This window comes from Streptomyces sp. NPDC046465 (assembly GCF_040646035.1).
Taxonomy (GTDB): Bacteria; Actinomycetota; Actinomycetes; order Streptomycetales; family Streptomycetaceae; genus Streptomyces.
Genome location: NZ_JBEYZK010000007.1, coordinates 108,007 through 131,238 on the forward strand (window position 1 = coordinate 108,007; position 23,232 = coordinate 131,238).

Annotated in this window: 28 protein-coding genes; 18 read left to right on the top strand and 10 right to left on the bottom strand. The window is 70.3% G+C overall.

From position 1 onward, the window contains the following. The first annotated feature begins 46 nt into the window (after positions 1–46). The 4 genes from ABZ953_RS12830 to serC all read left to right on the top strand — a co-directional run bounded on the left by ABZ953_RS12830 (position 47) and on the right by serC (position 4,372). Positions 47–640 (top strand): ATP/GTP-binding protein, encoded by a 594-nt coding sequence (locus ABZ953_RS12830; RefSeq protein WP_361721894.1) that lies wholly within the window; start codon positions 47–49, stop codon positions 638–640. Continuing rightward, complete coding sequence (locus ABZ953_RS12835) at positions 637–1,899, top strand: cytochrome P450 (protein ID WP_361721268.1); 1,263 nt, start codon at positions 637–639, stop codon at positions 1,897–1,899. Before ABZ953_RS12830 ends, ABZ953_RS12835 begins: the two co-directional genes overlap by 4 nt. After that, positions 1,896–3,146, top strand: coding sequence for a cytochrome P450 (locus tag ABZ953_RS12840; protein WP_361721271.1), 1,251 nt, complete (start codon positions 1,896–1,898; stop codon positions 3,144–3,146). The genes ABZ953_RS12835 and ABZ953_RS12840 overlap by 4 nt, the downstream gene beginning before the upstream one ends. 107 nt (positions 3,147–3,253) lie before the next feature. Beyond that, positions 3,254–4,372: a phosphoserine transaminase gene (gene serC / locus ABZ953_RS12845; RefSeq protein ID WP_361721274.1), complete on the top strand. Its 1,119-nt coding sequence runs from the start codon at positions 3,254–3,256 to the stop codon at positions 4,370–4,372. Positions 4,373–4,453: 81 nt separating this feature from the next. Here serC and ABZ953_RS12850 read toward each other — a convergent pair whose 3' ends face one another. After that, positions 4,454–5,296, bottom strand: a complete 843-nt coding sequence (locus ABZ953_RS12850) for an ABC transporter permease (protein WP_361721278.1) — start codon at positions 5,294–5,296, stop codon at positions 4,454–4,456. Continuing rightward, positions 5,293–6,324, bottom strand: a complete 1,032-nt coding sequence (locus tag ABZ953_RS12855; RefSeq protein WP_361721281.1) for an ATP-binding cassette domain-containing protein — start codon at positions 6,322–6,324, stop codon at positions 5,293–5,295. Before ABZ953_RS12855 ends, ABZ953_RS12850 begins: the two co-directional genes overlap by 4 nt. 129 nt (positions 6,325–6,453) lie before the next feature. Here ABZ953_RS12855 and ABZ953_RS12860 point away from each other — a divergent pair, with 129 nt between their 5' ends. Continuing rightward, positions 6,454–7,221 (top strand): TetR/AcrR family transcriptional regulator, encoded by a 768-nt coding sequence (locus ABZ953_RS12860; protein WP_361721284.1) that lies wholly within the window; start codon positions 6,454–6,456, stop codon positions 7,219–7,221. A 67-nt stretch (positions 7,222–7,288) separates the two neighbouring features. Here ABZ953_RS12860 and ABZ953_RS12865 read toward each other — a convergent pair whose 3' ends face one another. Then, the gene (locus ABZ953_RS12865; protein WP_361721287.1) at positions 7,289–8,296 is read right to left on the bottom strand and encodes a WD40 repeat domain-containing protein; all 1,008 of its coding nucleotides are present in this window, start codon (positions 8,294–8,296) and stop codon (positions 7,289–7,291) included. A 129-nt stretch (positions 8,297–8,425) separates the two neighbouring features. Here ABZ953_RS12865 and ABZ953_RS12870 point away from each other — a divergent pair, with 129 nt between their 5' ends. Continuing rightward, positions 8,426–9,175 carry a GDSL-type esterase/lipase family protein gene (locus ABZ953_RS12870; RefSeq protein ID WP_361721290.1) on the top strand — a complete coding sequence of 250 codons (750 nt, stop codon included), beginning with the start codon at positions 8,426–8,428 and terminating at the stop codon, positions 9,173–9,175. Here ABZ953_RS12870 and ABZ953_RS12875 read toward each other — a convergent pair. Further along, positions 9,156–10,073: an MBL fold metallo-hydrolase gene (locus ABZ953_RS12875; protein WP_361721293.1), complete on the bottom strand. Its 918-nt coding sequence runs from the start codon at positions 10,071–10,073 to the stop codon at positions 9,156–9,158. The two genes, ABZ953_RS12870 and ABZ953_RS12875, sit on opposite strands and share 20 nt — an antisense overlap. 103 nt (positions 10,074–10,176) lie before the next feature. On the opposite strand from ABZ953_RS12875, the gene ABZ953_RS12880 reads away from it, so the two are divergent. Both ABZ953_RS12880 and ABZ953_RS12885 read left to right on the top strand, forming a co-directional pair. Further along, positions 10,177–11,214: an AraC family transcriptional regulator gene (locus ABZ953_RS12880; RefSeq protein ID WP_361721296.1), complete on the top strand. Its 1,038-nt coding sequence runs from the start codon at positions 10,177–10,179 to the stop codon at positions 11,212–11,214. A gap of 57 nt (positions 11,215–11,271) precedes the next feature. After that, complete coding sequence (locus ABZ953_RS12885; protein ID WP_361721299.1) at positions 11,272–11,778, top strand: hypothetical protein; 507 nt, start codon at positions 11,272–11,274, stop codon at positions 11,776–11,778. A 186-nt stretch (positions 11,779–11,964) separates the two neighbouring features. Here the strand turns inward: ABZ953_RS12885 and ABZ953_RS12890 are convergent, their stop codons facing one another. Next, positions 11,965–12,375, bottom strand: a complete 411-nt coding sequence (locus ABZ953_RS12890) for a hypothetical protein (protein ID WP_361721302.1) — start codon at positions 12,373–12,375, stop codon at positions 11,965–11,967. 83 nt (positions 12,376–12,458) lie between these two features. Between ABZ953_RS12890 and ABZ953_RS12895 the strand changes: the two genes are divergently transcribed. The 4 genes from ABZ953_RS12895 to ABZ953_RS12910 are packed head-to-tail and all read left to right on the top strand — an operon-like array spanning position 12,459 to position 14,830. Then, the gene (locus ABZ953_RS12895) at positions 12,459–12,761 is read left to right on the top strand and encodes a helix-turn-helix transcriptional regulator (RefSeq protein ID WP_361721305.1); all 303 of its coding nucleotides are present in this window, start codon (positions 12,459–12,461) and stop codon (positions 12,759–12,761) included. Positions 12,762–12,773: 12 nt separating this feature from the next. After that, positions 12,774–13,265, top strand: coding sequence for a DUF5753 domain-containing protein (locus tag ABZ953_RS12900; RefSeq protein WP_361721308.1), 492 nt, complete (start codon positions 12,774–12,776; stop codon positions 13,263–13,265). Beyond that, positions 13,262–13,519 carry a DUF397 domain-containing protein gene (locus tag ABZ953_RS12905; RefSeq protein WP_361721311.1) on the top strand — a complete coding sequence of 86 codons (258 nt, stop codon included), beginning with the start codon at positions 13,262–13,264 and terminating at the stop codon, positions 13,517–13,519. The genes ABZ953_RS12900 and ABZ953_RS12905 overlap by 4 nt, the downstream gene beginning before the upstream one ends. Positions 13,520–13,567: 48 nt before the next feature. Continuing rightward, a complete protein-coding gene (locus tag ABZ953_RS12910) occupies positions 13,568–14,830 on the top strand; it encodes a DUF418 domain-containing protein (protein WP_361721314.1) in 1,263 nt (420 codons plus the stop codon). Positions 14,831–14,847: 17 nt separating this feature from the next. On the opposite strand, the gene ABZ953_RS12915 is transcribed toward ABZ953_RS12910, so the two are convergent. Beyond that, the gene (locus tag ABZ953_RS12915) at positions 14,848–15,354 is read right to left on the bottom strand and encodes a carboxymuconolactone decarboxylase family protein (RefSeq protein WP_361721317.1); all 507 of its coding nucleotides are present in this window, start codon (positions 15,352–15,354) and stop codon (positions 14,848–14,850) included. Between the two features lie 34 nt (positions 15,355–15,388). Here ABZ953_RS12915 and ABZ953_RS12920 point away from each other — a divergent pair, with 34 nt between their 5' ends. The 3 genes from ABZ953_RS12920 to ABZ953_RS12930 all read left to right on the top strand — a co-directional run bounded on the left by ABZ953_RS12920 (position 15,389) and on the right by ABZ953_RS12930 (position 17,633). After that, positions 15,389–15,901, top strand: coding sequence for a MarR family transcriptional regulator (locus ABZ953_RS12920; protein WP_361721320.1), 513 nt, complete (start codon positions 15,389–15,391; stop codon positions 15,899–15,901). A 94-nt stretch (positions 15,902–15,995) separates the two neighbouring features. Next, positions 15,996–16,583, top strand: coding sequence for a Uma2 family endonuclease (locus ABZ953_RS12925; protein WP_361721323.1), 588 nt, complete (start codon positions 15,996–15,998; stop codon positions 16,581–16,583). A 57-nt stretch (positions 16,584–16,640) separates the two neighbouring features. Continuing rightward, positions 16,641–17,633 (top strand): aldo/keto reductase, encoded by a 993-nt coding sequence (locus ABZ953_RS12930; protein ID WP_361721326.1) that lies wholly within the window; start codon positions 16,641–16,643, stop codon positions 17,631–17,633. Between the two features lie 128 nt (positions 17,634–17,761). Here ABZ953_RS12930 and thpR read toward each other — a convergent pair whose 3' ends face one another. Further along, positions 17,762–18,367 carry an RNA 2',3'-cyclic phosphodiesterase gene (thpR, locus tag ABZ953_RS12935; RefSeq protein WP_361721329.1) on the bottom strand — a complete coding sequence of 202 codons (606 nt, stop codon included), beginning with the start codon at positions 18,365–18,367 and terminating at the stop codon, positions 17,762–17,764. Positions 18,368–18,389: 22 nt separating this feature from the next. On the opposite strand from thpR, the gene ABZ953_RS12940 reads away from it, so the two are divergent. Continuing rightward, positions 18,390–18,926 (top strand): GNAT family N-acetyltransferase, encoded by a 537-nt coding sequence (locus tag ABZ953_RS12940; protein WP_361721332.1) that lies wholly within the window; start codon positions 18,390–18,392, stop codon positions 18,924–18,926. A gap of 14 nt (positions 18,927–18,940) precedes the next feature. Here the strand turns inward: ABZ953_RS12940 and ABZ953_RS12945 are convergent, their stop codons facing one another. Together ABZ953_RS12945 and ABZ953_RS12950 are read right to left on the bottom strand one after the other, a co-directional pair. Further along, positions 18,941–20,287: an MFS transporter gene (locus ABZ953_RS12945; RefSeq protein WP_361721335.1), complete on the bottom strand. Its 1,347-nt coding sequence runs from the start codon at positions 20,285–20,287 to the stop codon at positions 18,941–18,943. Positions 20,288–20,375: 88 nt separating this feature from the next. Further along, entirely contained in the window at positions 20,376–20,813 is a 438-nt protein-coding gene (locus ABZ953_RS12950; RefSeq protein WP_361721338.1) for a MarR family transcriptional regulator, read from the bottom strand. A gap of 143 nt (positions 20,814–20,956) precedes the next feature. Between ABZ953_RS12950 and ABZ953_RS12955 the strand changes: the two genes are divergently transcribed. After that, positions 20,957–21,139: a ribbon-helix-helix protein, CopG family gene (locus tag ABZ953_RS12955; RefSeq protein WP_361721341.1), complete on the top strand. Its 183-nt coding sequence runs from the start codon at positions 20,957–20,959 to the stop codon at positions 21,137–21,139. A 21-nt stretch (positions 21,140–21,160) separates the two neighbouring features. On the opposite strand, the gene ABZ953_RS12960 is transcribed toward ABZ953_RS12955, so the two are convergent. Continuing rightward, the gene (locus tag ABZ953_RS12960) at positions 21,161–22,609 is read right to left on the bottom strand and encodes an NCS2 family permease (RefSeq protein ID WP_361721344.1); all 1,449 of its coding nucleotides are present in this window, start codon (positions 22,607–22,609) and stop codon (positions 21,161–21,163) included. A 263-nt stretch (positions 22,610–22,872) separates the two neighbouring features. On the opposite strand from ABZ953_RS12960, the gene ABZ953_RS12965 reads away from it, so the two are divergent. Continuing rightward, the gene (locus ABZ953_RS12965; protein WP_361721347.1) at positions 22,873–23,148 is read left to right on the top strand and encodes a DUF2530 domain-containing protein; all 276 of its coding nucleotides are present in this window, start codon (positions 22,873–22,875) and stop codon (positions 23,146–23,148) included. Positions 23,149–23,232: the final 84 nt, after the last annotated feature.

The window sequence follows — 23,232 nt, forward strand, 5'->3', positions numbered from 1 at the left end:
CACCGGGACGACCACCGGCGCGGCTACCGGGCCCGCCCGGACCGAACTGACCGCCACCGCGGACAACGGGCTGAAGATCGTCGTGGTCGGTGGCTTCGGCGTCGGCAAGACGACGCTCGTCCGCTCCGTCAGCGAGATCCGTCCCCTCAACACCGAGGAGACGATGACGCAGGCCGGGCAGGGCATCGACGAGACGGGCGGCCTCGACGGGCTGCGCGGCAAGACGTCCACGACCGTCGCCTTCGACTTCGGCCGCATCACGCTCGACGCGCACAACATCCTCTACCTGTTCGGCGCCCCCGGCCAGGAACGCTTCTGGTTCCTGTGGGACCGCCTCTTCGCCGGCACGCTCGGCGCGGTCGTCCTCGTGGACCCGCGGCGCATCGAGGACTCCTGGTACGCGATCGACCGCCTGGAGCACCACGGCACGCCGTTCATCGTGGCCCGCAACGACTTCGGCGGCTCCCCGCACACCCCCGAGCAGCTGCGCGAGGCCCTCGACCTCGACCCCGGGGTGCCGCTCGTCGACTGCGACGCCCGGTCCCGGCAGTCCAGCAAGGACGTGCTGATCACGCTCGTGGAACACCTTCAGACGCTGTACGCGGCCCAGCGCAACGCCTCCCAGGAGAACACCCAGTGACCTGCCCCGTTACCGGCGCCGGCGGCGCGCCCGTACCGCTCTCCGGCCCGCGGTTCGCCACCGAACCGACCCAGCTGTACCGGGAGATGCGCCGCGACCACGGCCCCGTCGCCCCCGTACTCCTGGACGGCGACATACCGGCCTGGCTGGTGCTCGGCTACCGCGAACTGCACCAGGTCACCGGCGACCCGGTCCTCTTCAGCCGCGACTCCGAGCTGTGGAACCAGTGGCCGAACATCCCCGCCGACTGGCCGCTGCTCCCGATGATCGGCCACAAGCAGCCGTCGATCCTCTACACCGTCGGCGAGCGGCACACCCAGCGCGCCGCGATGATCGCGCACGCCCTCGAAGCGGTCGACCCCTTCGAACTCAAGGCGCACGCCGAGCAGTTCGCGGACGAACTCATCGACTCCTTCTGCGGCAAGGGCGCCACCGACATCATCGCCGACTACGCGATGCTGCTCCCCGTCCGCGTCCTCGCCCGCATCTACGGCTTCTCCGACGAGCAGGGGCCCGGCCTCGTCACCGCCATGAACGACATGATCGACGGCCGCGAGCGGGCCCTCGCGGGACAGCAGCACCTGGGCGGCTCGATGATGCGGCTCATCGCCGACAAGCACGCGGAGCCGGGCGACGACGTCGCCTCGTACATGCTGCGGACGCAGGCGGCCGAAGGGGAACTCGGCTTCACCGACGAGGAGATCGCGCAGGACCTGATGGTGATGATGGCGGCGGGCCACCAGCCGACCGCCGACTGGATCGGCAACTCGCTGCGGCTGATGCTCACCGACGACCGGTTCGCCGCCTCCCTGTTCGGCGGCAGGCACAGCGTCGCCGAGGCCATGAACGAGGTCCTGTGGGAGGACACCCCCACGCAGAACGTCGCGGGACGCTGGGCGTCGCGCGACACCCAGCTGGGCGGCCGCCGCGTCAACTCCGGTGACCTGCTCCTCCTCGGCCTCGCCGCCGCCAACTCCGACCCGCAGGTCCGCACCGACGGCTCGGTGCTGACCGGCGGCAACAGCGCGCACTTCTCCTTCGGCCACGGCGAGCACCGCTGCCCGTTCCCCGCCCAGGAGGTCGCCGAGGTCATCGCGCGGACCGCCATCGAGGTCCTCCTCGACCGGCTGCCCGACCTCGACCTGGCGGTGCGGGCCGACGCCCTGACCCGCCGCCCGTCGGCCTGGCTGCGCGGTCTGACGGACCTGCCGGTGAGCTTCACCCCGACCCCGACCTCAGCGTTTGGAGACCTCAGATGACGCGCATCGCCCTGGACCCGTTCGTCACCGATCTCGACGGGGAGAGCGCACGGCTGCGCGCGGCGGGTCCGCTCGCCGAGGCGGAGCTGCCGGGCGGCGTACCGGTGTGGGCGGTCACGCACCACGCCGAGGCCCGCCAACTCCTCACCGACAAGCGGCTGGTGAAGGACATCGAGGTCTGGGGCGCCTGGCGGCGCGGCGAGATCCCCGCCGACTGGCCGCTGATCGGCCTGGCCAACCCCGGCCGCTCCATGCTGACGGTGGACGGCGAGGAGCACCGCAGGATGCGCACGCTTGTGGCGCAGGCGCTGACGCCGCGCCGGGTGGAGCGCATGCGGGCCCGCATAGCTGAGCTGACGGCCACCCTCCTGGACAGGCTCCCCACCGACTCCCACTCCGACTCCTCGGCGGTCGACCTGAAGGCGGAGTTCGCCTACCCGCTCCCCATGTACGTCATCAGCGACCTGATGGGCATCGACGAGGCGGACCACCCGCGCCTGAAGGTCCTGTTCGACAAGTTCTTCTCCACGCAGACGCCCCCGGAAGAGGTCGTCGCGACGCTCGGCGAACTCGCCGAGATGATGGGCAAGGTCGTCGCGGCCCGCCGCGCGGAGCCCGGCGACGACCTGACCAGCGCCCTGGTCCAGGCCTCCGAGAACGGCGACCACCTCACCGACGCGGAGATCGTCTCCACGCTCCAGCTGATGGTCGCCGCGGGCCACGAGACGACGATCTCCCTCATCGTCAACGCGGTCGTGAACCTCGCCGCCCACCCCGACCAGCTCGCGCTCGTCCGCGCGGGCGGGATCGGCTGGGACGCGGTGATCGAGGAAACCCTGCGGTACGCGACCCCCACCTCGCACGTCCTGATCCGCTTCGCCGCGGAGGACGTCCCTGTCGGCGACAAGGTGATCCGCCAAGGTGACGCGCTGATCGTCTCGTACGGCGCGATAGGCCGCGACGAGGCCGCGCACGGCCCCACGGCAGGCGACTTCGACATCACCCGCACGTCGCCGACCCGCCACATCTCCTTCGGCCACGGCCCCCACGTCTGCCCCGGCGCGGCCCTCTCCCGCCTGGAGGCGGGCGTAGCCCTCCCGGCCCTGTACGCCCGCTTCCCGAACCTGCGACTGGCGGTCCCACACGGCGCTCTGCGCAACAAGCCGGTGGTGACGCAGAACGACTTGTACGAGCTGCCGACCGTCTTGAGCCCCTCCGGCGGCCATTTCAGCCCCTCCGGCGATTGAGGAGCGGGGTCCGGGGCAGAGCCCCGAGTCGCCCACGCCGGGTGGCCAAGGATCTCAGCCGACGGACACCCGGGAGACGGCGCACCCTGAGCCGCTAGGCTCCCCCCGTGGCTGAGATCCAGATTCCCGCTGACATGAAGCCCGCCGACGGCCGTTTCGGCGCGGGCCCCTCCAAGGTGCGTACGGAGGCGCTGGACGCCCTGGCCGCGACCGGCACCTCCCTCCTCGGTACCTCCCACCGCCAGGCCCCGGTCAAGAACCTGGTCGGCCGCGTGCGTGAGGGCATCGCCGACCTCTTCTCCCTCCCCGAGGGGTACGAGGTGATCCTCGGCAACGGCGGCTCCACCGCGTTCTGGGACGTGGCGACGCACGGCCTGATCGAGAACAAGTCGCAGCACCTCAATTTCGGCGAGTTCTCCTCCAAGTTCGCGAAGGCGTCGAAGCTCGCCCCGTGGCTGGCCGAGCCGACCGTGATCGCGAGCGAGCCGGGCACGCACCCCGACCCGAAGGCGGAGGCGGGCGTCGACGTCTACGCCTTCACGCACAACGAGACCTCCACCGGCGTCGCGGCACCGATCAAGCGCGTGGCCGGTGCGGACTCCGGCTCCCTCGTCCTGGTGGACGCCACGTCCGGCGCGGGCGGCCTGCCGGTCGACATCGCGGAGACGGACGTCTACTACTTCGCCCCGCAGAAGTCGTTCGCCTCGGACGGCGGCCTGTGGCTGGCCGCGTTCTCCCCGGCGGCGATCGAGCGCGCCGAGCGCGTCCACGCGTCCGGCCGCCACGTCCCGGAGTTCTTCAGTCTCCCCACGGCGATCGACAACTCCCGCAAGAACCAGACGTACAACACCCCGGCCCTCGCGACGCTCTTCCTGCTCGCCGAGCAGCTGGACTGGATGAACTCGCAGGGCGGCCTGGAGTTCACGACCGGCCGCACCGCCGCGTCCTCGCGCACGCTGTACGGCTGGGCCGAGGAGTCCAAGTACGCGACGCCGTTCGTCACGGACCCGGCGAAGCGGTCGCAGGTCATCGGCACGATCGACTTCGCGGACGAGATCGACGCGTCGGCGGTCGCCAAGGCCCTGCGCGCCAACGGGATCGTGGACACGGAGCCGTACCGCAAGCTGGGCCGCAACCAGCTGCGCGTGGCGATGTTCCCGGCGATCGACCCGGCGGATGTCGAGGCGCTCACCAAGTGCATCGACTACGTCATCGACAAGCTGTAGGGATTCGCTGCGCGACCAGCTGCGGGTTCGCCGTGGCTGGTCGCGCAGTTCCCCGCGCCCCTTACGGGGGCGCCCCGAACGTCAGCGGCTCAAGCCCCTGAACCTCCGTACCGCCAGCGGCAAGAACACCAGCGAGATCACCACCGGCCACACCACCGCCATCAGGACCGCGTGCTGCTCGACCCAGCTGCCGCCGCCCGCGCCGGGGTTGCCGAAGAGCTCGCGGATGGCCGTACCCGTCGATGAGACGGGGTTCCACGCGGCCACCGGGGCCAGCCAGTCCGGCATGAGGGACGGTGCCACGAAGACGCTGGAGATCATCGTGAGCGGGAAGGCCACCGCGTACAGGCCACCCGCCGCCTCGGGGCTCGGCACGACCAGGCCGAGGTAGACGCCGACCCAGATCAAGCTGAACCGCAGGAACAGCAGCAGTCCGAAGGCGAGCAGCGTGTCGGGCAGGCCCGCGCTGGAGCGCCAGCCGATGGCGAGCGCGGTCAGGGCGAGGATGGTCAGCTCGGCGCAGGCCACGATGAGATCGGCGAGGCCGCGCCCCGATGCCACGGCGGAGGGCGCCATCGGCATCGAGCGGAAGCGGTCGATGACGCCTTTCGTCGCGTCCGTCACGACCCCCATCGCGGTGTTCATGAACCCGAAGGCCATGGTCATCACGAACATGCCGGGCATCAGGAACTGTTTGTAGTCACCGTCGTCCCCGCCGCCCGGCACTTTCATCGCCTCGCCGAACACGAAGCCGTACAGCAGCACGCTGATGATGGGAAAGCCCAGCTGCCAGGCGATGGTGACGGGCTGGCGCAGGAAGTGGGTGAGGTAGCGGCGGGTGACGTTCCAGCTGTCGGCGAGGGCCCAGAAGAGGCGTCCGTGGGAGCCCTGCGCGAGGGAGTCGGTGGTGAGGGCGACGCTCATGCGGCGGCCTCCGTCCCGTGGGTCTCGCCGGTCAGGCGCAGGAACACGTCGTCCAGGCTCGGCCTGCGCAGCCCGATGTCCTCGACGGCGATGCCTTCGTCGCGCAGGGTCCGCGCCACGTCCGTGAGGGCGGCGACGCGGTCGGTCACGGCGGCCTGTACGCGGCGTTCCAGGTCGAAGGTGACGGGTTCGCCGTCGCAGACGCGGGCGACGGTCTTGGCCACGGCGGGCAGGTCGGCGGCTTCACGCACGACGACGTCGAGGTGGCTGCCGCCCACGGTGTTCTTCAGGCCCTCGGGGGTGTCGTCGGCGATGGCCCGGCCACGGTCGATGACGGTGATGCGGGAGGCGAGCCGGTCGGCCTCCTCCAGGTACTGGGTGGTGAGCAGCACGGTCGTGCCGCCCGCGACCAGCTCCCGGACGGTGTCCCACACTTCGAGGCGGCTGCGCGGGTCGAGCCCGGTGGTCGGCTCGTCGAGGAAGAGGACGGCGGGCGCGAGGATCATCGAGGCGGCGAGGTCGAGCCTGCGCCGCATGCCGCCGCTGTACTGGCCCGCGCCCTTCTCCGCCGCGTCCTGGAGGTGGAACTGTTCCAGGAGTTCCTGGGCGCGCAGCGCCGCGCGCTTGGCGCCCAGGTGGAAGAGGCGGCCGAACATCTCCAGGTTCTGCCGTCCGGTGAGGATCTCATCGACGGCCGCGTACTGCCCGGTGAGGCCGATGCGGTTGCGGACGTGCGCCGGTTCGCGCGCCACGTCCGCGCCGGCCACCTCGGCGCGGCCGCCGTCGAGCCGGACGAGGGTGGCGAGGATGCGTACGGCGGTGGTCTTGCCCGCGCCGTTGGGCCCGAGGAGCCCGTGCACCGTGCCCGGTTCGACGTGCAGGTCGAAGCCGTTGAGGGCGTGTTTCTCCCCGTACCGCTTCACCAGCCCCTCGGCCAGCACCGCATAGCCGCTCCCGCTCCCGCTGCCGCTCCCGCTGCCGCCGCCGCTCCCGACCCCGCTCCCGCTCCTGATGCCGATCCCGTTCATCGCTGCCCCTTCCCGAGCCCCACCGCGAACCCACCCTCTGAGTACGCCGTACTCAGATTAGAGTACACCGTACTCAGTTTTACGGGTACACCGTACCCAGTTTCTGTTCCGGCGATTAAAGTGAGCGCCATGACGAGCACCAACGGCGGCGACGACCGGCGCACCGGCAGCGACATCACCCGCAGCCTGGACCTGCTCTGGGGCGAGGGCGGACGCCCGGCCCGGGGCCCCAAGCCGGGGCTCACCCTGGACCGGATCGTCACGGAGGCGGTGCGTCTCGCCGACGCCGAGGGGCTCGCGGCGGTCTCCATGCGCCGCCTGGCCACGGAACTCGGCACCGGCACGATGTCCCTGTACCGCTACGTCCCCGGCAAGGGCGACCTCGTCGACCTGATGCTGGACCGCGTGCACACGCCCCCCGAGGAGGACGGGCCCTGGACGGGCGGCTGGCGCGAGGGCATCGAGGAGTACGCCCGCGCGACCCTCGTCCTCTACCGCCGCCACCCCTGGCTGCTCCACGCCAACCAGGCCCGCCCGGTGCTCGGCCCCGGCTCCGTCGGCGGCCTCGACCGCACCCTGTCCCGGATCAAGTCGATGGGCCTGACCGACCCCGAACTGGTCGGCGTGATCGTCATGACCGAGGGGTACGTCACCGGGGTCGCCCGCACCCAGGTGCACGAGGCGGAGGCGGCGAAGAAGACCGGCCTGACGGACGAGGCGTTCTGGGAGGCGCAGGCCCCGACCCTCGACCGGATCATGCGCAGCGGCCGCTACCCGACCCTCGCGCACCTCTCGCACGACTCGTTCGGCCCGGACTTCGACCACTTCGAGTTCGGCCTGCAGCGCCTCCTGGACGGCCTGGACGTGCTGGTGGCCGCCCGGCGCGCGCAGGAGTGAGCCGCCGGTCCCTTCGGACTACTTGCTACTGGCTACTGGCTACTGGCTACTTACTACTGGCTACTGGCTACTTGCCGCCGCGCCGCCCCAGCCGCTTCAAGCCGAACACGGCGAGCAGCACGGCTCCGACGACGACGGCGCCCGTCTTGAGGCTGCCGCTGAGGAACGGGTCGTCGTCACCCTCGCGGGCCGTACCCCCGTTCCCCGAAGAGGAGTCGGCGTCGCCGCTGCCGCCCCCGCCGGGCGCCTCGACCGGCTCCACCTCGCTCTGCGCGCCCTCGCTGCCGTACATCAGGGTCGTGCCGTCCAGGGTGTACGTGACGGACTCGCCCTGCCGCTGCAGCGGCACGCTCAGGCGGCCCTTGCGCTGCGGCTTCTTGCCGTCGCCCTGCCACGCGTACCAGACGCCGCCGAAGTAACCGCGCACAGCGAGCTGCTTGCCGTTCGGCGAGAAGGCGCCGTCGGTCACCCAGAGGTCGATGTCGGAGACGCGCTTGAAGACGTTCGTGCCGGAGGCGGACATCCGCTCCGGGCCCTCGTACAGCCCGCCGCCGTCCTCGTTCTTGCTCACGATGTAGATCCGCCCGGTCTTCGGGTGGACCATCATCGCCTCGGCGTCCCGCGCCCCGTCGGCGTACTTCACGACGTACTGGGTGGCGCGGACCGTCTGGTTCTTGAGCTGCTTCGGCTCGGGGAGCTGGTAGATCCAGACGTTCTTCCAGGTGCCGTTGAGGTTGTCGCCGATGTCGCCGACGTAGATGTTGCCGTCGCTGCCGACCGAGATCGCCTCGACGTCGCGCGGGGCGCCCACGCCGGTCATCGTGACGGTGGCGACCGTCTCCCCCGTCTTCGAGTCGACCGCGTACAGGAAGGCGCCCTTGTCCTGGTCGTTGTGCGTCCAGTAGATGCCGGGGTGGGCGCGGGAGGCGGCCAGACCGCTGGACTCGATGATCCGTGGATCCTTGATCGTGAACCCGTCGTGGTCGTCGGCCACGGCGGGTGCGGCAGGCACGGCCACGGCGAAGACCAGTACGGCACCGGCGAGAACTGACGGAACAGCCCGAAGCGTACGCATGGGCCCAAGCGTGCCATCCGCCCGCGCGGGCGGCGTGCGCAGCCTCACATCGCGGCGTGCGCAGCCTCACATCGCAGCGTGCGCAGCCTCACATCGCAGTCGGCGCCCCCGATCCGCGATGATGAGCGGATGCTCAGGTTCATGTTCGTCGGCGACTCCATGACGATCGGAAGCGCCGGGGAACATACCTGGCGGTACCGGATGTGGCGCCACCTGCGCGACGCCCTCGGCCCCGAGGGCGTCGCCGTGGTCGGCCCACGCACCGCCCTCTACGACAAGACGGCGGGCGAGCCCCTCTCCCACGACTACGCGGACGCGTCCCCCGACTTCCCCCGCCACCATCTCGCGGGCTGGGGCGAGGGCTGGCAGCACCTGGCCCCTCGGATCGCCGACGCGCTGACCCGCGACCCCGCCGACATCCTGCTCGTCTCGCTCGGCCTGATCGACCTGGGCTTCTACACGAACGCGGAGCAGACGGCGCACAACGTCCGCACCTTCGTCGGGGCGGCCCGCACGGCGAACCCCCACATCCGGATGGTCCTGCTCCCCGTCATCCCCAACATCCGCGCCGAGTCGGACGCGCCCTTCGCCGCCGAGGTCGCCCACTTCAACGAACTCCTCGCGAAGACGGTGGCGGACCTGGACTCCGCCCCCTCGCCCCTGCTCCTGGCCGCGCGCCCGCCGTCGTACGACATCCACGTGGACACGTACGACGGCACGCACCCGAACGCGAGCGGCGAACACAAGCTGGCGGGGGCGTTCGCGGACGCGATGGCGCAGGCGTGGGGGATCGGCGGACTTTACGCCGGGACGACGGGAAGGAAGGTCGAGAACGCCCCGAGGAAGGGCGAGTCGGCGGTCATGACACCCACCGGCTGATCGCGAACTTCTCCCCCTGACGACGCCGCACCTCCACCGCCCCCGACCCGCCGAAGTGCGCGGGGATCACCAGCTCCCCCTCGTCCGCCGCCCGCCCGAGAACCCGGACACGGGACTCCGCCGCTCCCTTCGGGTCCTCGCAGAAACCGCTGCTGCAGCACGGTTCGAGGATCTGCACCGGGACGTGGAACAGGTCGCCCGTGAAGACGGCGCGGTCGGTGCCGGACGTCAGCCGCAGCACGGAGGAGCCGGGGGTATGGCCGGGCGCGGCCTCCAGGGTGAGGTGGGAGTCGATGCGGTGGGCGCCCTCCCACAGCACGGCCTGGCCCGCCTGTACGACGGGCGTGACGGCGTCCGCGATGCCGTACCGGTGGTCGACGCGGACGGCGTCACCGCGCTCGGGGCCGAAGTAGGCGAGGTCGGCGGCGGGCATGAGGTAGCTGGCGTTGGGGAAGGTGGGCACCCAACTCCCGTGCCCCTCCCTGGTGTTCCAGCCGATGTGATCGGCGTGCAGATGGGTGTTGACGACGATGTCGACGTCCTCGGGGCGCACCCCGGCGGCGGCGAGCCGGTCGAGGTAGTCGGTGTCGAGGTGCTCGAAGAGGGGTACTCCGGGCCGTTCCCGCCCGTTGCCGATGCCCGTGTCGACGAGGATGGTCTTCCCCTCGCTCCGCAGCACCCAGGTCTGCACGACAGCGAGGGCGTCGCCACTGGCCGGGTCCCAGTGATCGGGCGCGAGCCAGTCGGTGTTCTCGCGCCACACTTCTCCGGGCGCGTCGGGCACGATCGCCTCGGCGCCGAGGGCCAGCCTCTCCACTTCGACGACGCGGCTGATCTCGACGTCGCCCAACACGAGGCGCTCTGTACTGGTTTGACTGATACCGCCGACTTCACTCATGCCCCCACCGTAGGAATCCAGCAGCGAGTGCCTCAATGCCCACTCACCTCAACTGAATACGCATACGTCTCACGGCACTGGGCTCCCGCTCTAGAATTTCCCCATGGACGTCGTCAGCGATGTGATCTCGGCGGTACGGATCGGGCAGCCCTCCTCCGACCGGGTCAGGGTGTCCGGCTCCTGGTGCAGCAGAATTCCCTCGTACGACGGGGTGGGCTTCCACGTGGTCCTGGAGGGCAGTTGCTGGCTGCTCCCCGAGGACGGCGGCGCCCCGATCACGCTCACGACGGGCGACGCGGTGCTGCTGCCACGCGGCGCGGGGCACATCGCCGCGGACTCTCCCGTGGACGGGCCCACGATCGAGCGGGCGATCCCTTTCGACCACTGGCTGGAGACACACGCGTCGCCGACGACGGACGCGACGGATCTCTCCGACCGCGCACCCTCCGACCCGGCACCCTCCGACCCGGCACCCTCCGACCCGGCACCCTCCGATACTGACCCCGCGGCCCCCGCCGCCCTGGAGATGCTCTGCGGCAAATACCGCCTGGACGGCGGCGACCACACGCACCCGTTGCTCGCGGAGCTCCCCGAGATCGTGCACCTGCCCCACCGGTCCGGCCGCCACCCGGAGCTCCAGGCCGCGATCGACCTGCTCCGCAGGGAGGCGGGCACGTCACGCTGCGGCGCGGACGTGGCCGTGCCCAGCCTCCTTGACCTGCTCCTGGTGTACATGGTCCGCGCCTGGCTGGCGGACTCCGCCGCCGACTCGCACGGCATGGCCCGCTGGCCCGCCGCGCTCAGCGACCCGGTGGTGGCCAAGGCCCTGCGCCTCCTGCACGACGCCCCCGAAGCCCCCTGGTCCAACGAGGAGTTGGCGTCCCGCACGGGCGTCTCCCGCGCCACGCTCGCCCGCCGCTTCACGCCCCTGGTGGGCCGCGCCCCCATGGCGTACCTCACCTGGTGGCGCATGTCCCGCGTCGCGACGCTCCTGCGCGATACGACGTCCTCCCTGGACGCGGTGGCCCGCCAGGTCGGCTACAGCTCCCCGTACGCCCTCTCCCACGCTTTCACCCGCACGTTCGGCACGACGCCGGGCCGCTACAGGACGCGGACCGAGGAGCGGTGGCCCGCACCCTGAGAGGACCACCCTTGAGGGCGATGGCGCACCGGCAACCTTCAAAGTACTTTCGAAGTCATGAGCTCCAAGAGCACAGCCACCGGCGCCGCCGCTTCCACGGACGCGGTGAACTTCTCCGAGCTGGTGAACAAGAACAGGCAGACGCTCGCCCGCCTCAAGGAATCCCCACGGCTTCTCCTGCACCGCAGGGACGGCGAGGACCTGGTCCTCACCACGGCGGCGCGGGCCGAGCAGGACCAGACGGTGGTCTCGGCGGCGACCCGCATGCTCGCCGCGATGGCCCGTCGCGAGCCCGGCAGCATGGAACTCCTTCTCGACATACTGCCGGAGGCTTTCCCGTGGGTCCGCTTCCTCCCCGAAGCGGACGTCCACGCCTTCGCCCTCGAACTTGTCGACACGATGCGCGCCGCCGACTCGATCTCCAATAGCGCGGCCGTGGCCCAACTCCTCACCGCCTGGCAGCACACAGCCGAGGCCCACTCGGACCCGGCCCTCCTCGCAGCGCTGACCAGGGACCACGACGCGGACTACGGCCTGGCGCCGGATCCCAGGAACGCGGAATGACGGCGGGCCGCGGCGAAGGGCTGGGAGAGCCTGTACCGACAGGCACGCGAGACCTCAACGGGCCACAGGACAAACAAAGTTGGCGTCGCGTTGGCGAAGGCTCCTAGCGTTCTTCGTGCCGGGCGTCACGGGGCCTCGGCACTTCCGCGCCGCCCCGCCTGCGTTCCGCATCTGAACCCCGCCTCCTCACCTCTCGGCGCGCCGTACCGCCTCGTACAGCAACTCGCCCTCCACGAACGGCACATCCGCCGTCGGCCGCGACTGCCAGTCCAGCGGCCACGTGTATCCGTCCAGCGCGGGCACGCCCACGAAAGCGAAGACCCCCGCGCCCCGGCTCAGCGCCCGCGCCCCCGCCGGCCAGTCGTACGTGGTCGCTTCCAGCGGGGGCAGCAGGAAGTAGAAGTAACGCCCGCCCGTCGCCTCGCGGACGACCGGGCCCGCGCGGAAGTCCGTGAACTGCTGCAGCTCGTACGTCGTCTTCTCGCCGAACACGCCGCCGACCCGCACCGCGTCGAAGTGGATGCCCGCGTGGCGCAGGGCGTGGCCGGACGCCGGGATCCAGTCGTGGACCCTGAGTGATGAGGTTTCCGAGTTCATGCACCGAATGCTTCACCTCGCTCACATACTGTGACCAGGGTTTCGCTCTGGTGGTGCGGGGCCGTGCGCTCGGGGAGGACGTTGTGCGCTCAGGTGAACGAGGTTCGGAGTCCTTCGGTGCGTTGTTGCGGTTCTACCGCGAGCGGGCCGGGATCACGCAGGAAACGTTGGGCACGCACGTCCAGTACTCCAAGTCGCAGGTGGCGATGGTGGAGCGGGGAGAGCGGCCGCCCAAGGGGAAGTTGGTCGAGATCGCGGATGCCGTGTTGGGCGCACAAGGTGCACTGATGTTGCTCGCGGAGAAGGAGTTCCAGAAGGGCGGGCTCCAGCTGTGGACCGAGGACTTCCTGGAACACGAGAAGGCGGCGCTGTCCATCCACTCCTAACAGGACCACGTGATGCCTGGGTTGCTGCAGACCGAGAGCTACGCCCGAGCTGTGTTCAACTCCGTATACCCGCCCTTGGACGACGACGAGATCGACAAGCGGACGGCAGATCGACTGGCGCGGAAGGCGCTCTTCGCGCGCAAACCCGTTGCAGTTCTCAATTTCATCGTCGAGGAGAGCGCCCTGACCCGCCCGTTGGGCGGCAAGCCCGTGCTCAAGGAGCAGCTGCACAACATGGTCGAGTTCGGGGAACTCCGGAACATCACGATCCAGATCATGCCGCACGACCGACGGACCCACGCCGGTCTCATGGGGCCGATGATTCTGCTGGAGACGGGCGAGCACCAGCAGGTCGCCTACATCGAAGGACACCAGGGCGGATATTTCGTCACCGAGCAGCCTGACTTGGGCAACCTGCAGGGTAAGTACGGAATTCTCCGCAGCCAGGCGCTCGCCCCGGAGGATTCCGCGCAACTCATCGAGAGGACGGCAGCCGGACTATGAGCGACAGAATGCACTGGCTCAAGAGCAGCTACAGCGTCGGCGAGGGCGAGTGCCTTGAGGTCGCCCTCGCCTGGACCAAGTCCAGCCACAGCGGCAGCCAAGGCAACGAATGCCTCGAACTGGCCGCCACCCCCACCACCATCCACATCCGCGACTCAAAGCACGCCCCCGAGACCGGCCCCGCCCTCCACATATCCCCCGCCACCTGGACCGCCTTCCTCACCCAGGCCACCACTTTCGTCACCGCCCCCTAGCCGGAAGGCCGACGCGGGGCCCCCGCCCGCCTCCCTACCGTCCAGGGCATGACGGCAGAAACCCCCCAGCACGCAGCCGCACCCGCACCCGGACCCGCCCCCGTCCGCGCAGCGTCCCGCGCACTCGCTCCGGACCTCGCCCGAGGGCTGATGCTCCTGCTCATCGTGCTGTCCAACACCGGGTTCCACCTCTGGAAGGCCACGCACGGGCCCTCCGGCTGGCAGCCCGTGGACGGCGGGTGGCTGGACCACGCCGTCCAGTTCACGATGATCACCACCCTGGACCTGCGGGTGTACCCGCTCTTCGCCTTCCTCTTCGGGTACGGGATGACGCAGCTGTACCTGCGCCAGACCTCCACGGGGACGAGCGGACGCGGGGCCGTGGAGCTCCTCCGCAGGCGCAGTCTCCTGCTGATCGTCATCGGGCTCGCGCACGCCACCCTGCTCATGGCGGGCGACATCGTCGGCTACTACGGGCTGCTGAGCCTCGCCCTCGGCTGGCTCTTCCTGCGCCGAAGCGACCGCGCGCTGAAGTGGTGGATCGGGATCGGCGCCGCGCTGCTGATCTTCGGGGCCCTTGAGCCCCTCGTATCCGCGACGTTGAACGGCGAGTTGGGGTCACTCGGGGACGCGGGCGCCGAGCCGGGCGCCGAGGCCTACGCGGCGGGCGACCCGAGCTGGCTCGGTGCCGCCGGGACCCGGCTGGAGAGCGGCCTCTTCGTCACCTTCGTCGCCGCGCCCCTCTCCCTCGTGGGCGGCGGCTTCACCGTATTCCTGCTCGGCTTCTGGGCCGCGCGGCGCCGCATCCTGGAGGAGCCGGGCCGCCACCTCCCCCTCCTGCGCCGCACCGCCGTCATCGGCATCGCGATCGGCTGGCTCGGCGCGCTGCCCGCCGCGCTCGCGCACATCGGCGCACTCGACGTACCGGACGACGCACAGAGCGAGTCGGGGGCCCTGGGCCTGCTTCGCGACGTCACCGGCAACGCCGCCGGGCTCGGCTACGTCGCCGCACTCGCCCTCTTCGTCCACTGGTGGACGCGGCGCCCGAAGAGGCGCGGCGCACGAGCCGTCACCGCACTCTCCGCCGTCGGCAAACGCTCCCTGTCCTGCTACCTCACGCACTCCCTCCTCTTCGCCCCGCTCCTCGCCGCCTGGGGGCTGGGTCTCGGCGCGCACCTGACCAGCTCGACCATGGCGCTGGTCGCGGTCGGGGTGTGGCTGGTGACGGTGGCGGGCGCGTACGCCCTGGAACGGGCGGGGCGCCGGGGGCCGGTGGAGGCGGTCCTGCGGCGCCTGATGTACCGGCCGTGAGCGTGAGGGCACGGCCTTCACGCCGCCCGCGTCAGCCGGTTCGCCAGCGTCGACATCGTGTACGTGCCGATGCCGAGGACGACTTCGAGGGCGTTGCGCTCGGTGTAGCCGTACGCGAGGAACTCCTTGAGGTCGTCGTCGGGGACGCCGCCCGCCGTCGCGAGGACGGTGAGGGTGAACCGGCGGACCGCTTCGAGGCGTTCATCGTCCAGCGGGCGCTGCTCGCGCAGGGCACTCACCAGTTCCGCCCCCGCGCCCAGCTTCCGCAGCTTCCCCGTGTGCATGGTCACGCAGATGTGGCAGTCGTTGCGCGTCGCCACCGTCATGATGACGACCTCCCGGGCGACGGGCTCCAGGGTCGTCCGCTCGAACGCCGCACTCATCTCCAGGAATCCGTTGAGGAGTTCGGGCGACTCAGCGAGGCGCGCCACCGCGTCCGGCACCTTCCCGAAGGCGGCAGCGGTGCGCTCCATGGCGGTGCGCGAGGCGGGCGGTGCGGTTTCCAGTGTGTGCTCGGTGAACATCCCGTACCCCCTGTGGGCCTGACCCGGCCCTAAAATGGACAACATGGTTGACGACAAGAAGGTAAACCAGGTTGTCGATAACGGCAAGGGAAAGGGATACGAGCTGCCCCTGCTCCTCTTCGCGGGATTCCGCACCCTCATCGACCGCCTGCACGCCGAACTCGCCCGTCAGGGCCACCCCGACATCCGCCCCGCCCACGGTTTCGCCATGCAGGCCATCGGGCCGGAAGGCGCCACCGCCAGCGAGGTCGGGCGACGCCTCGGCGTCTCCAAGCAGGCGGCGGGCAAGACCGTCGACCGCCTCATCGCCCTCGGCTACGCGGCCCGCACCGACGACCCCGCCGACGCCCGCCGCAAACTCGTCCGCCTCACCCCGCACGGCATCGACGCGCTGCGCCGCTCAGCGGCGGTCTTCGACGAGTTGCGGGCGGAGTGGGCGGCGTCCCTCGGCGATCGCGGGCTCAGCGACCTGGAAGCGGGCCTTCGCACGGTCGTTCCCCCGGAGGCGTTCCGGCTCGACGCGGCCGGGTGGCTCGGCGGTTCGTGACCGGACGTGACCTCGGCTCCGTGCGTATCCTCCGTGCGTATCGTTGTACTGCGCTGCCGCGCTCGACCGAGGGTGGTCGGGGAGGAGCGCCACGATGACCGTCGTAGAGACCGACAGGATCGAGATGGCCGACGACAACACCCTGCGCTTGGACGAGATGTTCAAGACGCTCGAGCAGGGGCCCTTCCTCGAGGGATACAAGATCGACATCATCGAGGGGGCCGTCCACATGACGCCGCAGCGGGCCAACCACTGGGACATCATCGCGGGCATCTATGACCAGCTGCGGACCAAATATCCGCGTCGACGCGTGCTGTCGGACGTTCGCATCGACTACCCCGGCGAGCTCAACGCCTTCTGCAGTGATGTGGCAGTCATCGCCGAAGAGGCCGGACGCACGAGACAAGGCGGCTTTCTCTGCCACGACGTCGAATTCGTCGCCGAAGTGATCTCCCGCGGCACAAGTGCGAACGATTACGGCCCCAAGAAGACCGGATACGCTGCCGCCGAAGTCGCCGTTTATGTCGTCGTCGACCCCTACCAGGGCAAGTGTCACGCCTACACCCAACCCAGGGACGGCGACTACCACGTCCAGACGACCGTCGACTTCGGCGAAAAAGTCGACCTGACCCATACCTTCCTCGGTCTCGCCCTCGACACCTCCGACTTCTGCCGCGACTGACCGCCCCCGCCACCCCCCCTTGCCTAGAGCCCACTCCACCCCGTTGGGTGGATCACCATGAGGTACACGCAGCTGGGACGCACAGGGCTCAAGGTCAGCCGGCTCACGCTCGGCACCATGAACTTCGGGCCGCTCACCAACGAACCCGACAGCCACACACTCATGGACTCCGCGCTCGACGCGGGCATCAACTACTTCGACACCGCCAACGTCTACGGGCAGAGCGCGGGCAGGGGCCGCACCGAGGAGATCCTCGGCACCTGGTTCACCCAGGGCGGCGGCCGCCGCGACAAGGTCGTCCTCGCCACCAAGGTGTACGGGCCCATGACCACGGGCGAGGAACCCACCTGGCCCAACCACGACCGGCTCTCCGCACTCAGCATCCGCCGCGCCGTCGACGCGTCGCTGAAGCGGCTGCAAACCGACTACATCGACATCTACCAGTTCCACCACATCGACCGGCAGACGCCGTTCGAGGAGATCTGGCAGGCCGTCGACGTCCTCGTACGACAGGGCAAGATCCTCTACGCGGGATCGTCCAACTTCCCCGGCTACAAGATCGCCCAGGCCAACGAGACCGCACGGCGCCTCGGCGGCTACGGCCTCGTCAGCGAGCAGTGCCTCTACAACCTCGCCGCCCGCGACGCCGAGATGGAGGTCATCCCCGCCTCCGAGGAGTACGGCCTCGGCGTCATCCCGTGGTCGCCGCTGCACGGCGGACTGCTCGGCGGCGTGCTGAAGAAGGAGGGCGAGGGCTCGCGCCGCACCGGCGGACGCGCCGCCGCCGAGCTCGCCAAGCCGGAGGTCCGCGCGCAGGTCCAGGCGTACGAGGACCTGCTCGACAAGCACGGCCTCGAACCCGGCGAGGTCGCCCTCGCCTGGCTGCTCACCCGGCCCGGCGTCACCGCGCCGATCGTCGGCCCGCGCACGGCCGAGCAGCTCGAATCCGCGCTGCGCGCCGTCGATCTCGAACTCTCCGCAGAAGTCCTCGACGCGCTGGACGAGATCTTCCCCGGCCCCGGGCCGTCCCCGGAGTCCTTCGCCTGGTGAGCCCGGTGAGCGGGGCGGCCCGCGTCGGCTAACCGCCGACCGCGGCCGCCACCGCCACCACGATGAACATCAGCACGAGCACGCCGGCCATGATCCGGTTTCTGGTTTTCGGGTCCACGTAGTCGAGGTTAACCGGCCCCGCCCGGCGCCCCCGCGCCGCCTCCCAGTGCCCAGCTCCCCACCGCCTCGTAACGCGGCCGCTCCCCCGGCACCCCGCTCCTCGGCAGATTGCTGCGGACCAGCGTCAGCTCCCGTACGGTCCACGCCGTGCCCTCGAAGGCGGCGAGCGCGTCCGCGAACGGCGCGAGGGCCGTGCCGGCATCGCCCCGGCCGCGCGCCAGCGTCAGGTGCGGGCGGTAGTGCCGGTGCTCCTCCATCGTGATGCCCGCCTTGCGCGCCGCCGCGTCCGCCCGCTGGGCGAGCAGCCGCAGCGCGGCCGTGTCCCCGGGGGCCCCCGCCGCCCCGGCCCACAGCGCCCGGTCCCCGAAGTGCCCGCCGCCGCGCAGGGCGAGGGAGAAGGGCGGCGTACGGTGCGCGGCACGCTCCAGGCGGGCGGTGAGGTCCGGCACCGCCCCTTCGTCGACCTCCGCCATGAAGGCGAGCGTGAAGTGCCAGCTGTCACGGGGCGTCCAGCGCAGCTCGTCGGCGCCGGGCAGCCCCTTCAACGCGCCTGCCGCGGCGGCCAGTTCGCAGGCCGCGGAGTCGGGCGGGAGGACGGCGGCGAAGAGTCTCATGGGGTGACGCTAGCCTCCCTCCATGAAGGACACGGACACGGAGACCATAAAGATCAGGCCGGGCAGTGCCGACGACATCCCCGCCGTCACCGCGCTCTTCGACGGGGCCGTGGAGTGGCTCGTCTCGCAGGGCCGGACCGGGCAGTGGGGGACGCGGCCCTGGTCGGCCAACCCCAAGGCTGTCGCGATGATCGAGAAGTACCTGACGACGGGCGAACCCTGGATCGCGGAGATCGACGGCACGGTGGCGGGGACGGTGACGCTCACCGACGGGCCCGGCGGCGACTACATCCCCGCGGCCGACGAGCCCGAGCGGTACGTCCACCTCCTCGTCGCCGACCACCGCCGCTTCCCCGGCCGCGGAGTGGGCCGCGCCCTCCTCGCCCACGCGGCGGAGGAGACCCGGAGGCAGGGAGTGTCCCTGCTCCGGGTCGACTGCTACGCGGGCGACGACGGCAAGCTCGTCGCGTACTACGAGTCCAACGGCTTCACATCGAATGACCTCTTCACGGGGCCGGACGGCACCTGGCCGGGCCAGGTCCTGTCCCGCCGCGTCTGACCGGCGCACGGGCGCTACGCCGCAGCCGCCAGCTCCCGCTCCCTCGGTACGAACTGCACGTGCTGGCGGCCCCGGCGCAGGTCCACCTTGAGGCGGAGGTTGGCCGCGCGGGCCAGCATCAGGCCGACGGCGACCGCGGCGAGGGCGCAGACGAGTCCGCCCGCGGCCATGCTGATCCGGACGCCGTAGGCGTCGGCGAGCCAGCCGAAGAGCGGGCCGCCCAGCGGTGTGCCGCCGGTGAAGACCATCATGAAGAGCGACATGACGCGGCCCCGCATCTCGGGGTCGGTGGCCATCTGCACCGAGGAGTTGGCGGTGACGTTCACCGTCAGGCCGAGGATGCCGATCGGCACGATCAGCGCGACGAACATCCACAGCTCGGGCGCGAACGCGGCCACGATCTGCAGCACGCCGAAGGCGGTGGCCGCCCCGGCGAGGAGCCGCAGGCGCGAGGTGCCGCGGCGGGCCGCGAGCAGCGCACCCGCCAGTGAGCCGATCGCCATCAGGGTGTTGAACAGCCCGTACATCCCCACGCCGCCGTGGAAGATGTCGTCCGCGAAGGCGCTCAGCCAGATCGGGAAGTTGAAGCCGAAGGTGCCGATGAAGCCGACGAGGACGATCGGCCAGATCAGCTCGGGGTTCTTCGAGACGTAGTTCAGGCCTTCCCGCAGCTGCCCCTTGCCGCGCGGCTTGCGCGGGGTGTGGTGCAGCTCGGCGGTGCGCATCAGCATGAGGCCGGTGAGCGGGGCGAGGAAGGACAGGCCGTTGGCGAGGAACGCCCAGCCGGGTCCGACGGCGGCGGTCAGCGCGCTCGCCACGGCGGGGCCGACGAGGCGGGCGGACTGGAAGTTGGCGGAGTTCAGTGAGACGGCGTTGCGGACCTGGTCGGGTCCCACCATCTCGGATACGAAGGACTGCCGCGTCGGGTTGTCGACGACGGTGACGAGGCCGGTGAAGAAGGCCGCGAAGTAGACGTGCCAGACCTGGACGTTGCCGGTCAGGGTGAGGGTCGCGAGGAAGAGCCCGCTGAGGCTCATCGCGCCCTGGGTAAGGAAGAGCAGGTTCCGCTTGGCGAAGCGGTCGGCGATCACGCCGCCGTACAGGCCGAAGAGCAGCATCGGCAGGAACTGCATGGCCGTGGTGATACCGACGGCCGCGGAGGAGCCGGTCAGGCTCAGGACCAGCCAGTCCTGGGTGATGCGGGCCATCCAGGTACCGGTGTTGGAGACGACCGCGCCGGTCGCGAACAGCCGGTAGTTACGGATCTTCAGCGAGCTGAACATCGAGGTCTTGCGGGGGCGGACGGTTGAGTCGAGGGCGGTTGGTGCGGGGGCGGAGTCTGCTCCGGATCCCGTACTCAAAGTAGGTTCGCCTCCTTGGCGTACGTACGGCTCCCGCGGGCGGCGGGAGTGCCCGCGGGGTGCCGCGGGGCTTGGGGTCGGCAGCCCCCTAGAGGTGCGCGAGCTTCTCCAGTACGGGAGCGGCGGCGCGCAGCCGCGCCCACTCGTCGTCGTCGAGGTGCTCGGTGAGCGAGGCGAGCCAGGCGTTCCGCTTGCGGCGGCTCTCTTCGAGCATGGCCTCGGCGGTCTCGGTCTGGGTCACCACCTTCTGGCGGCGGTCCTCGGGGTGCGGCTCGAGCCGGACAAGTCCCTTCGCCTCGAGCAGGGCGACGATGCGGGTCATCGACGGGGGCTGCACGTGCTCCTTGCGGGCGAGTTCACCCGGGGTGGCGGAGCCGCAGCGGGCAAGGGTGCCGAGCACCGACATTTCGGTGGGGCTCAGCGACTCGTCGACACGCTGGTGCTTGAGTCGACGGGAGAGGCGCATCACAGCGGAGCGCAAGGCGTTCACGGCGACGGCATCGTCACCATGGGAGAGGTCCGGCATGGTTGTTAGCGTAACTCATTACCCTAGCTAAAGACCACTCGGATTCCCACACCCTGGTCGGCGAACCCTTTCGTCACCCGTACGAGTGAGGCGGCGCCGAAAAGTGACGCACCGGCCGCCGAGCGCCCGGGACTCTGTCGCGTATGGGATCGCCAGTGCTCAGCCTGCGCATAGACGGTGAGCTGCTCGACCGGCTCCGACAGCACGCGGCCAAAAGAGGAATGAGCGTCCAGGACTATGTGGTCCGGACGCTCATTCGCGACGACTTCGACGAACGGTTCGCGACATCGATCGAGGAGACGGAGAAGTTCTACGGAGCGGCGTGACCGCCCCCGCCTGCCTGGCGCTTACGTCAGGTTCAGCGCCGGCATCAGGTAGTAGAAGGCGAACACGGCCGACACCACGTACATCGCCACCGGCACCTCCCGGGCCCGCCCGGCCGCGAGCCGCAGCACGGTGAAGGTGACGAAGCCCATGCCGATGCCGTTCGTGATCGAGTACGTGAACGGCATCATCAGCATCGTCACGAACGCGGGGATCGCGATCGTGGAGTCCGCCCAGTCGATCTGCCGGATGGACCCGGACAGGATCAGGAAGCCCACCGCGAGCAGCGCGGGCGTGGCCGCCTGGGACGGGACCATCGTGGCGATCGGCGTGAGGAACAGCGCGACGGCGAAGAGCCCGCCGGTGACGACGTTCGCGAAGCCCGTACGGGCCCCCTCGCCGACGCCCGCCGTGGACTCCACGAAGCAGGTGGTGGCGGAGGCGGAGGAGGCGCCGCCCGCGGCGACCGCGATGCCGTCGACGAAGAGCACCTTGTTCATGCCGGGCATGTTGCCCTTGGAGTCGGTCAGACCCGCCTCGTCGCCGATGCCCATGATCGTGCCCATCGCGTCGAAGAAGCACGAGAGCAGCACGGTGAAGACGAAGAGGACGCCGGTCAGGACGCCGACCTTGCCGAAGCCGCCGAAGAGGCTGATCTGGCCGACGAGCCCGAAGTCCGGCGTCGAGACGGGGTTGCCGGGCCACTCCGGGGTGGTCAGGCCCCAGGAAGGGATGTCCGCGGCAGCGTTGATGATCATCGCGACGACCGTCATGACGACGATGCTGATGAGGATGGCGCCCGGCACCTTGCGTACGAGCAGCGCCAGGGTGAGCAGCACGCCGAGCACGAAGACGAGCACGGGCCAGCCGTTGAGGTGGCCGTCGGCGCCGAGCTGGAGCGGGACGGTGGTGTGCGCGGCGTCCGGCATGCGCGAGATGAAGCCGGAGTCGACGAGGCCGATCAGCATGATGAAGAGGCCGATGCCGATGGCGATGCCCTTGCGAAGGCCGAGCGGCACGGCGCTCATGACGCGTTCCCGCAGCCCGGTCGCGACGAGCAGCATCACGACGAACCCGGCGAGGACGACCATGCCCATCGCGTCGGGCCACGACATGCGGGGCGCGAGCTGGAGGGCGACGACGGTGTTCACGCCGAGACCGGCGGCCAGCGCGATCGGGACGTTGCCGATGACGCCCATCAGGAGCGTGGTGAAGGCGGCGGTCAGCACGGTCGCGGTGACCAGCTGCTTGTTGTCGAGCTGGTGCCCGTACATGTCCTTCGCGCTGCCCAGGATGATCGGGTTGAGCACGACGATGTAGGCCATCGCGAAGAAGGTGGCGAAGCCACCGCGGACCTCGCGGGCGAGGGTCGAGCCCCGCTCGGAGATCTTGAAGAAGCTGTCGAGCCCGTTCTGCGGGGGCTTCGGGGGCTCCTTGCTGGCGTCGACCGGAGCGGTGGCCGAGGAAGACATGCGGGACCTCGTGGACTCAGAGAAGGGGGAGATCGTTTGGCGGTGACTGCGATGACTGCGGTGACTGCGGTGTGGCTGCGGTGACTGCGGTGCGGTGACTGCGGTCCGACTTGTGAGTTCGTACGAAAGCAATCGGCCATTAACGAGCCGTTTCAGTATGAATACATGAGAGAGAAATCGCTATCTCCGCGCGTAGACCCCTGCGCGGCAAGGGCTGGCGGGCTCGCTGCCGGGCGCCCCCGGGCCCGGCATAAGCTGTACGCATGGCGAAGTGGACCCCTAAGCACGAGGCGCCGGAGCCCCTTGAGGGCCCCGTGGTCGCCACCATCACGGGCGGCACGATCCTCTGGTTCGTCCTCTTCCTGGTCCAGCTCCCGTTCTACGGCTGGTTCGACGACCGCGACGCGACCTGGTGGGTGTGGACCTGCCTGGCCGGTGCCGGTCTCGGTCTCATCGGCATCTGGTACGTACGGGGGCGCGACGCCGCGATCAAGCGGGCCGAGGCGGAGGCCGGGGCGGAGACGGCGCGGGCGGAGTAGGGCTCGCAGCGGGGCGGAGTAGGGGCGCGCCGCCAGGGCCGAAGGTCCCGGCCCCGCTCCCCGGACGTCCTGCGCCCGCAGTAC

Bases quoted from the DNA above. Each gene is read 5' to 3' on its own strand.
- ABZ953_RS12875 (WP_361721293.1), bottom strand. From the start codon at position 10,073: ATGAGTGAAGTCGGCGGTATCAGTCAAACCAGTACAGAGCGCCTCGTG.
- ABZ953_RS12860 (WP_361721284.1), top strand. From the start codon at position 6,454: ATGACGAGCACCAACGGCGGCGACGACCGGCGCACCGGCAGCGACATC.
- ABZ953_RS12885 (WP_361721299.1), top strand. From the start codon at position 11,272: ATGAGCTCCAAGAGCACAGCCACCGGCGCCGCCGCTTCCACGGACGCG.
- ABZ953_RS12880 (WP_361721296.1), top strand. From the start codon at position 10,177: ATGGACGTCGTCAGCGATGTGATCTCGGCGGTACGGATCGGGCAGCCC.
- ABZ953_RS12940 (WP_361721332.1), top strand. From the start codon at position 18,390: ATGAAGGACACGGACACGGAGACCATAAAGATCAGGCCGGGCAGTGCC.
- ABZ953_RS12955 (WP_361721341.1), top strand. From the start codon at position 20,957: ATGGGATCGCCAGTGCTCAGCCTGCGCATAGACGGTGAGCTGCTCGAC.
- ABZ953_RS12950 (WP_361721338.1), bottom strand. From the start codon at position 20,813: ATGCCGGACCTCTCCCATGGTGACGATGCCGTCGCCGTGAACGCCTTG.
- ABZ953_RS12920 (WP_361721320.1), top strand. From the start codon at position 15,389: ATGGACAACATGGTTGACGACAAGAAGGTAAACCAGGTTGTCGATAAC.
- ABZ953_RS12865 (WP_361721287.1), bottom strand. From the start codon at position 8,296: ATGCGTACGCTTCGGGCTGTTCCGTCAGTTCTCGCCGGTGCCGTACTG.
- ABZ953_RS12930 (WP_361721326.1), top strand. From the start codon at position 16,641: ATGAGGTACACGCAGCTGGGACGCACAGGGCTCAAGGTCAGCCGGCTC.
- ABZ953_RS12840 (WP_361721271.1), top strand. From the start codon at position 1,896: ATGACGCGCATCGCCCTGGACCCGTTCGTCACCGATCTCGACGGGGAG.
- ABZ953_RS12925 (WP_361721323.1), top strand. From the start codon at position 15,996: ATGACCGTCGTAGAGACCGACAGGATCGAGATGGCCGACGACAACACC.
- ABZ953_RS12960 (WP_361721344.1), bottom strand. From the start codon at position 22,609: ATGTCTTCCTCGGCCACCGCTCCGGTCGACGCCAGCAAGGAGCCCCCG.
- ABZ953_RS12915 (WP_361721317.1), bottom strand. From the start codon at position 15,354: ATGTTCACCGAGCACACACTGGAAACCGCACCGCCCGCCTCGCGCACC.
- thpR (WP_361721329.1), bottom strand. From the start codon at position 18,367: ATGAGACTCTTCGCCGCCGTCCTCCCGCCCGACTCCGCGGCCTGCGAA.
- ABZ953_RS12870 (WP_361721290.1), top strand. From the start codon at position 8,426: ATGCTCAGGTTCATGTTCGTCGGCGACTCCATGACGATCGGAAGCGCC.
- ABZ953_RS12850 (WP_361721278.1), bottom strand. From the start codon at position 5,296: ATGAGCGTCGCCCTCACCACCGACTCCCTCGCGCAGGGCTCCCACGGA.
- ABZ953_RS12900 (WP_361721308.1), top strand. From the start codon at position 12,774: ATGCCTGGGTTGCTGCAGACCGAGAGCTACGCCCGAGCTGTGTTCAAC.
- ABZ953_RS12905 (WP_361721311.1), top strand. From the start codon at position 13,262: ATGAGCGACAGAATGCACTGGCTCAAGAGCAGCTACAGCGTCGGCGAG.
- ABZ953_RS12910 (WP_361721314.1), top strand. From the start codon at position 13,568: ATGACGGCAGAAACCCCCCAGCACGCAGCCGCACCCGCACCCGGACCC.
- ABZ953_RS12965 (WP_361721347.1), top strand. From the start codon at position 22,873: ATGGCGAAGTGGACCCCTAAGCACGAGGCGCCGGAGCCCCTTGAGGGC.
- ABZ953_RS12890 (WP_361721302.1), bottom strand. From the start codon at position 12,375: ATGAACTCGGAAACCTCATCACTCAGGGTCCACGACTGGATCCCGGCG.
- ABZ953_RS12855 (WP_361721281.1), bottom strand. From the start codon at position 6,324: ATGAACGGGATCGGCATCAGGAGCGGGAGCGGGGTCGGGAGCGGCGGC.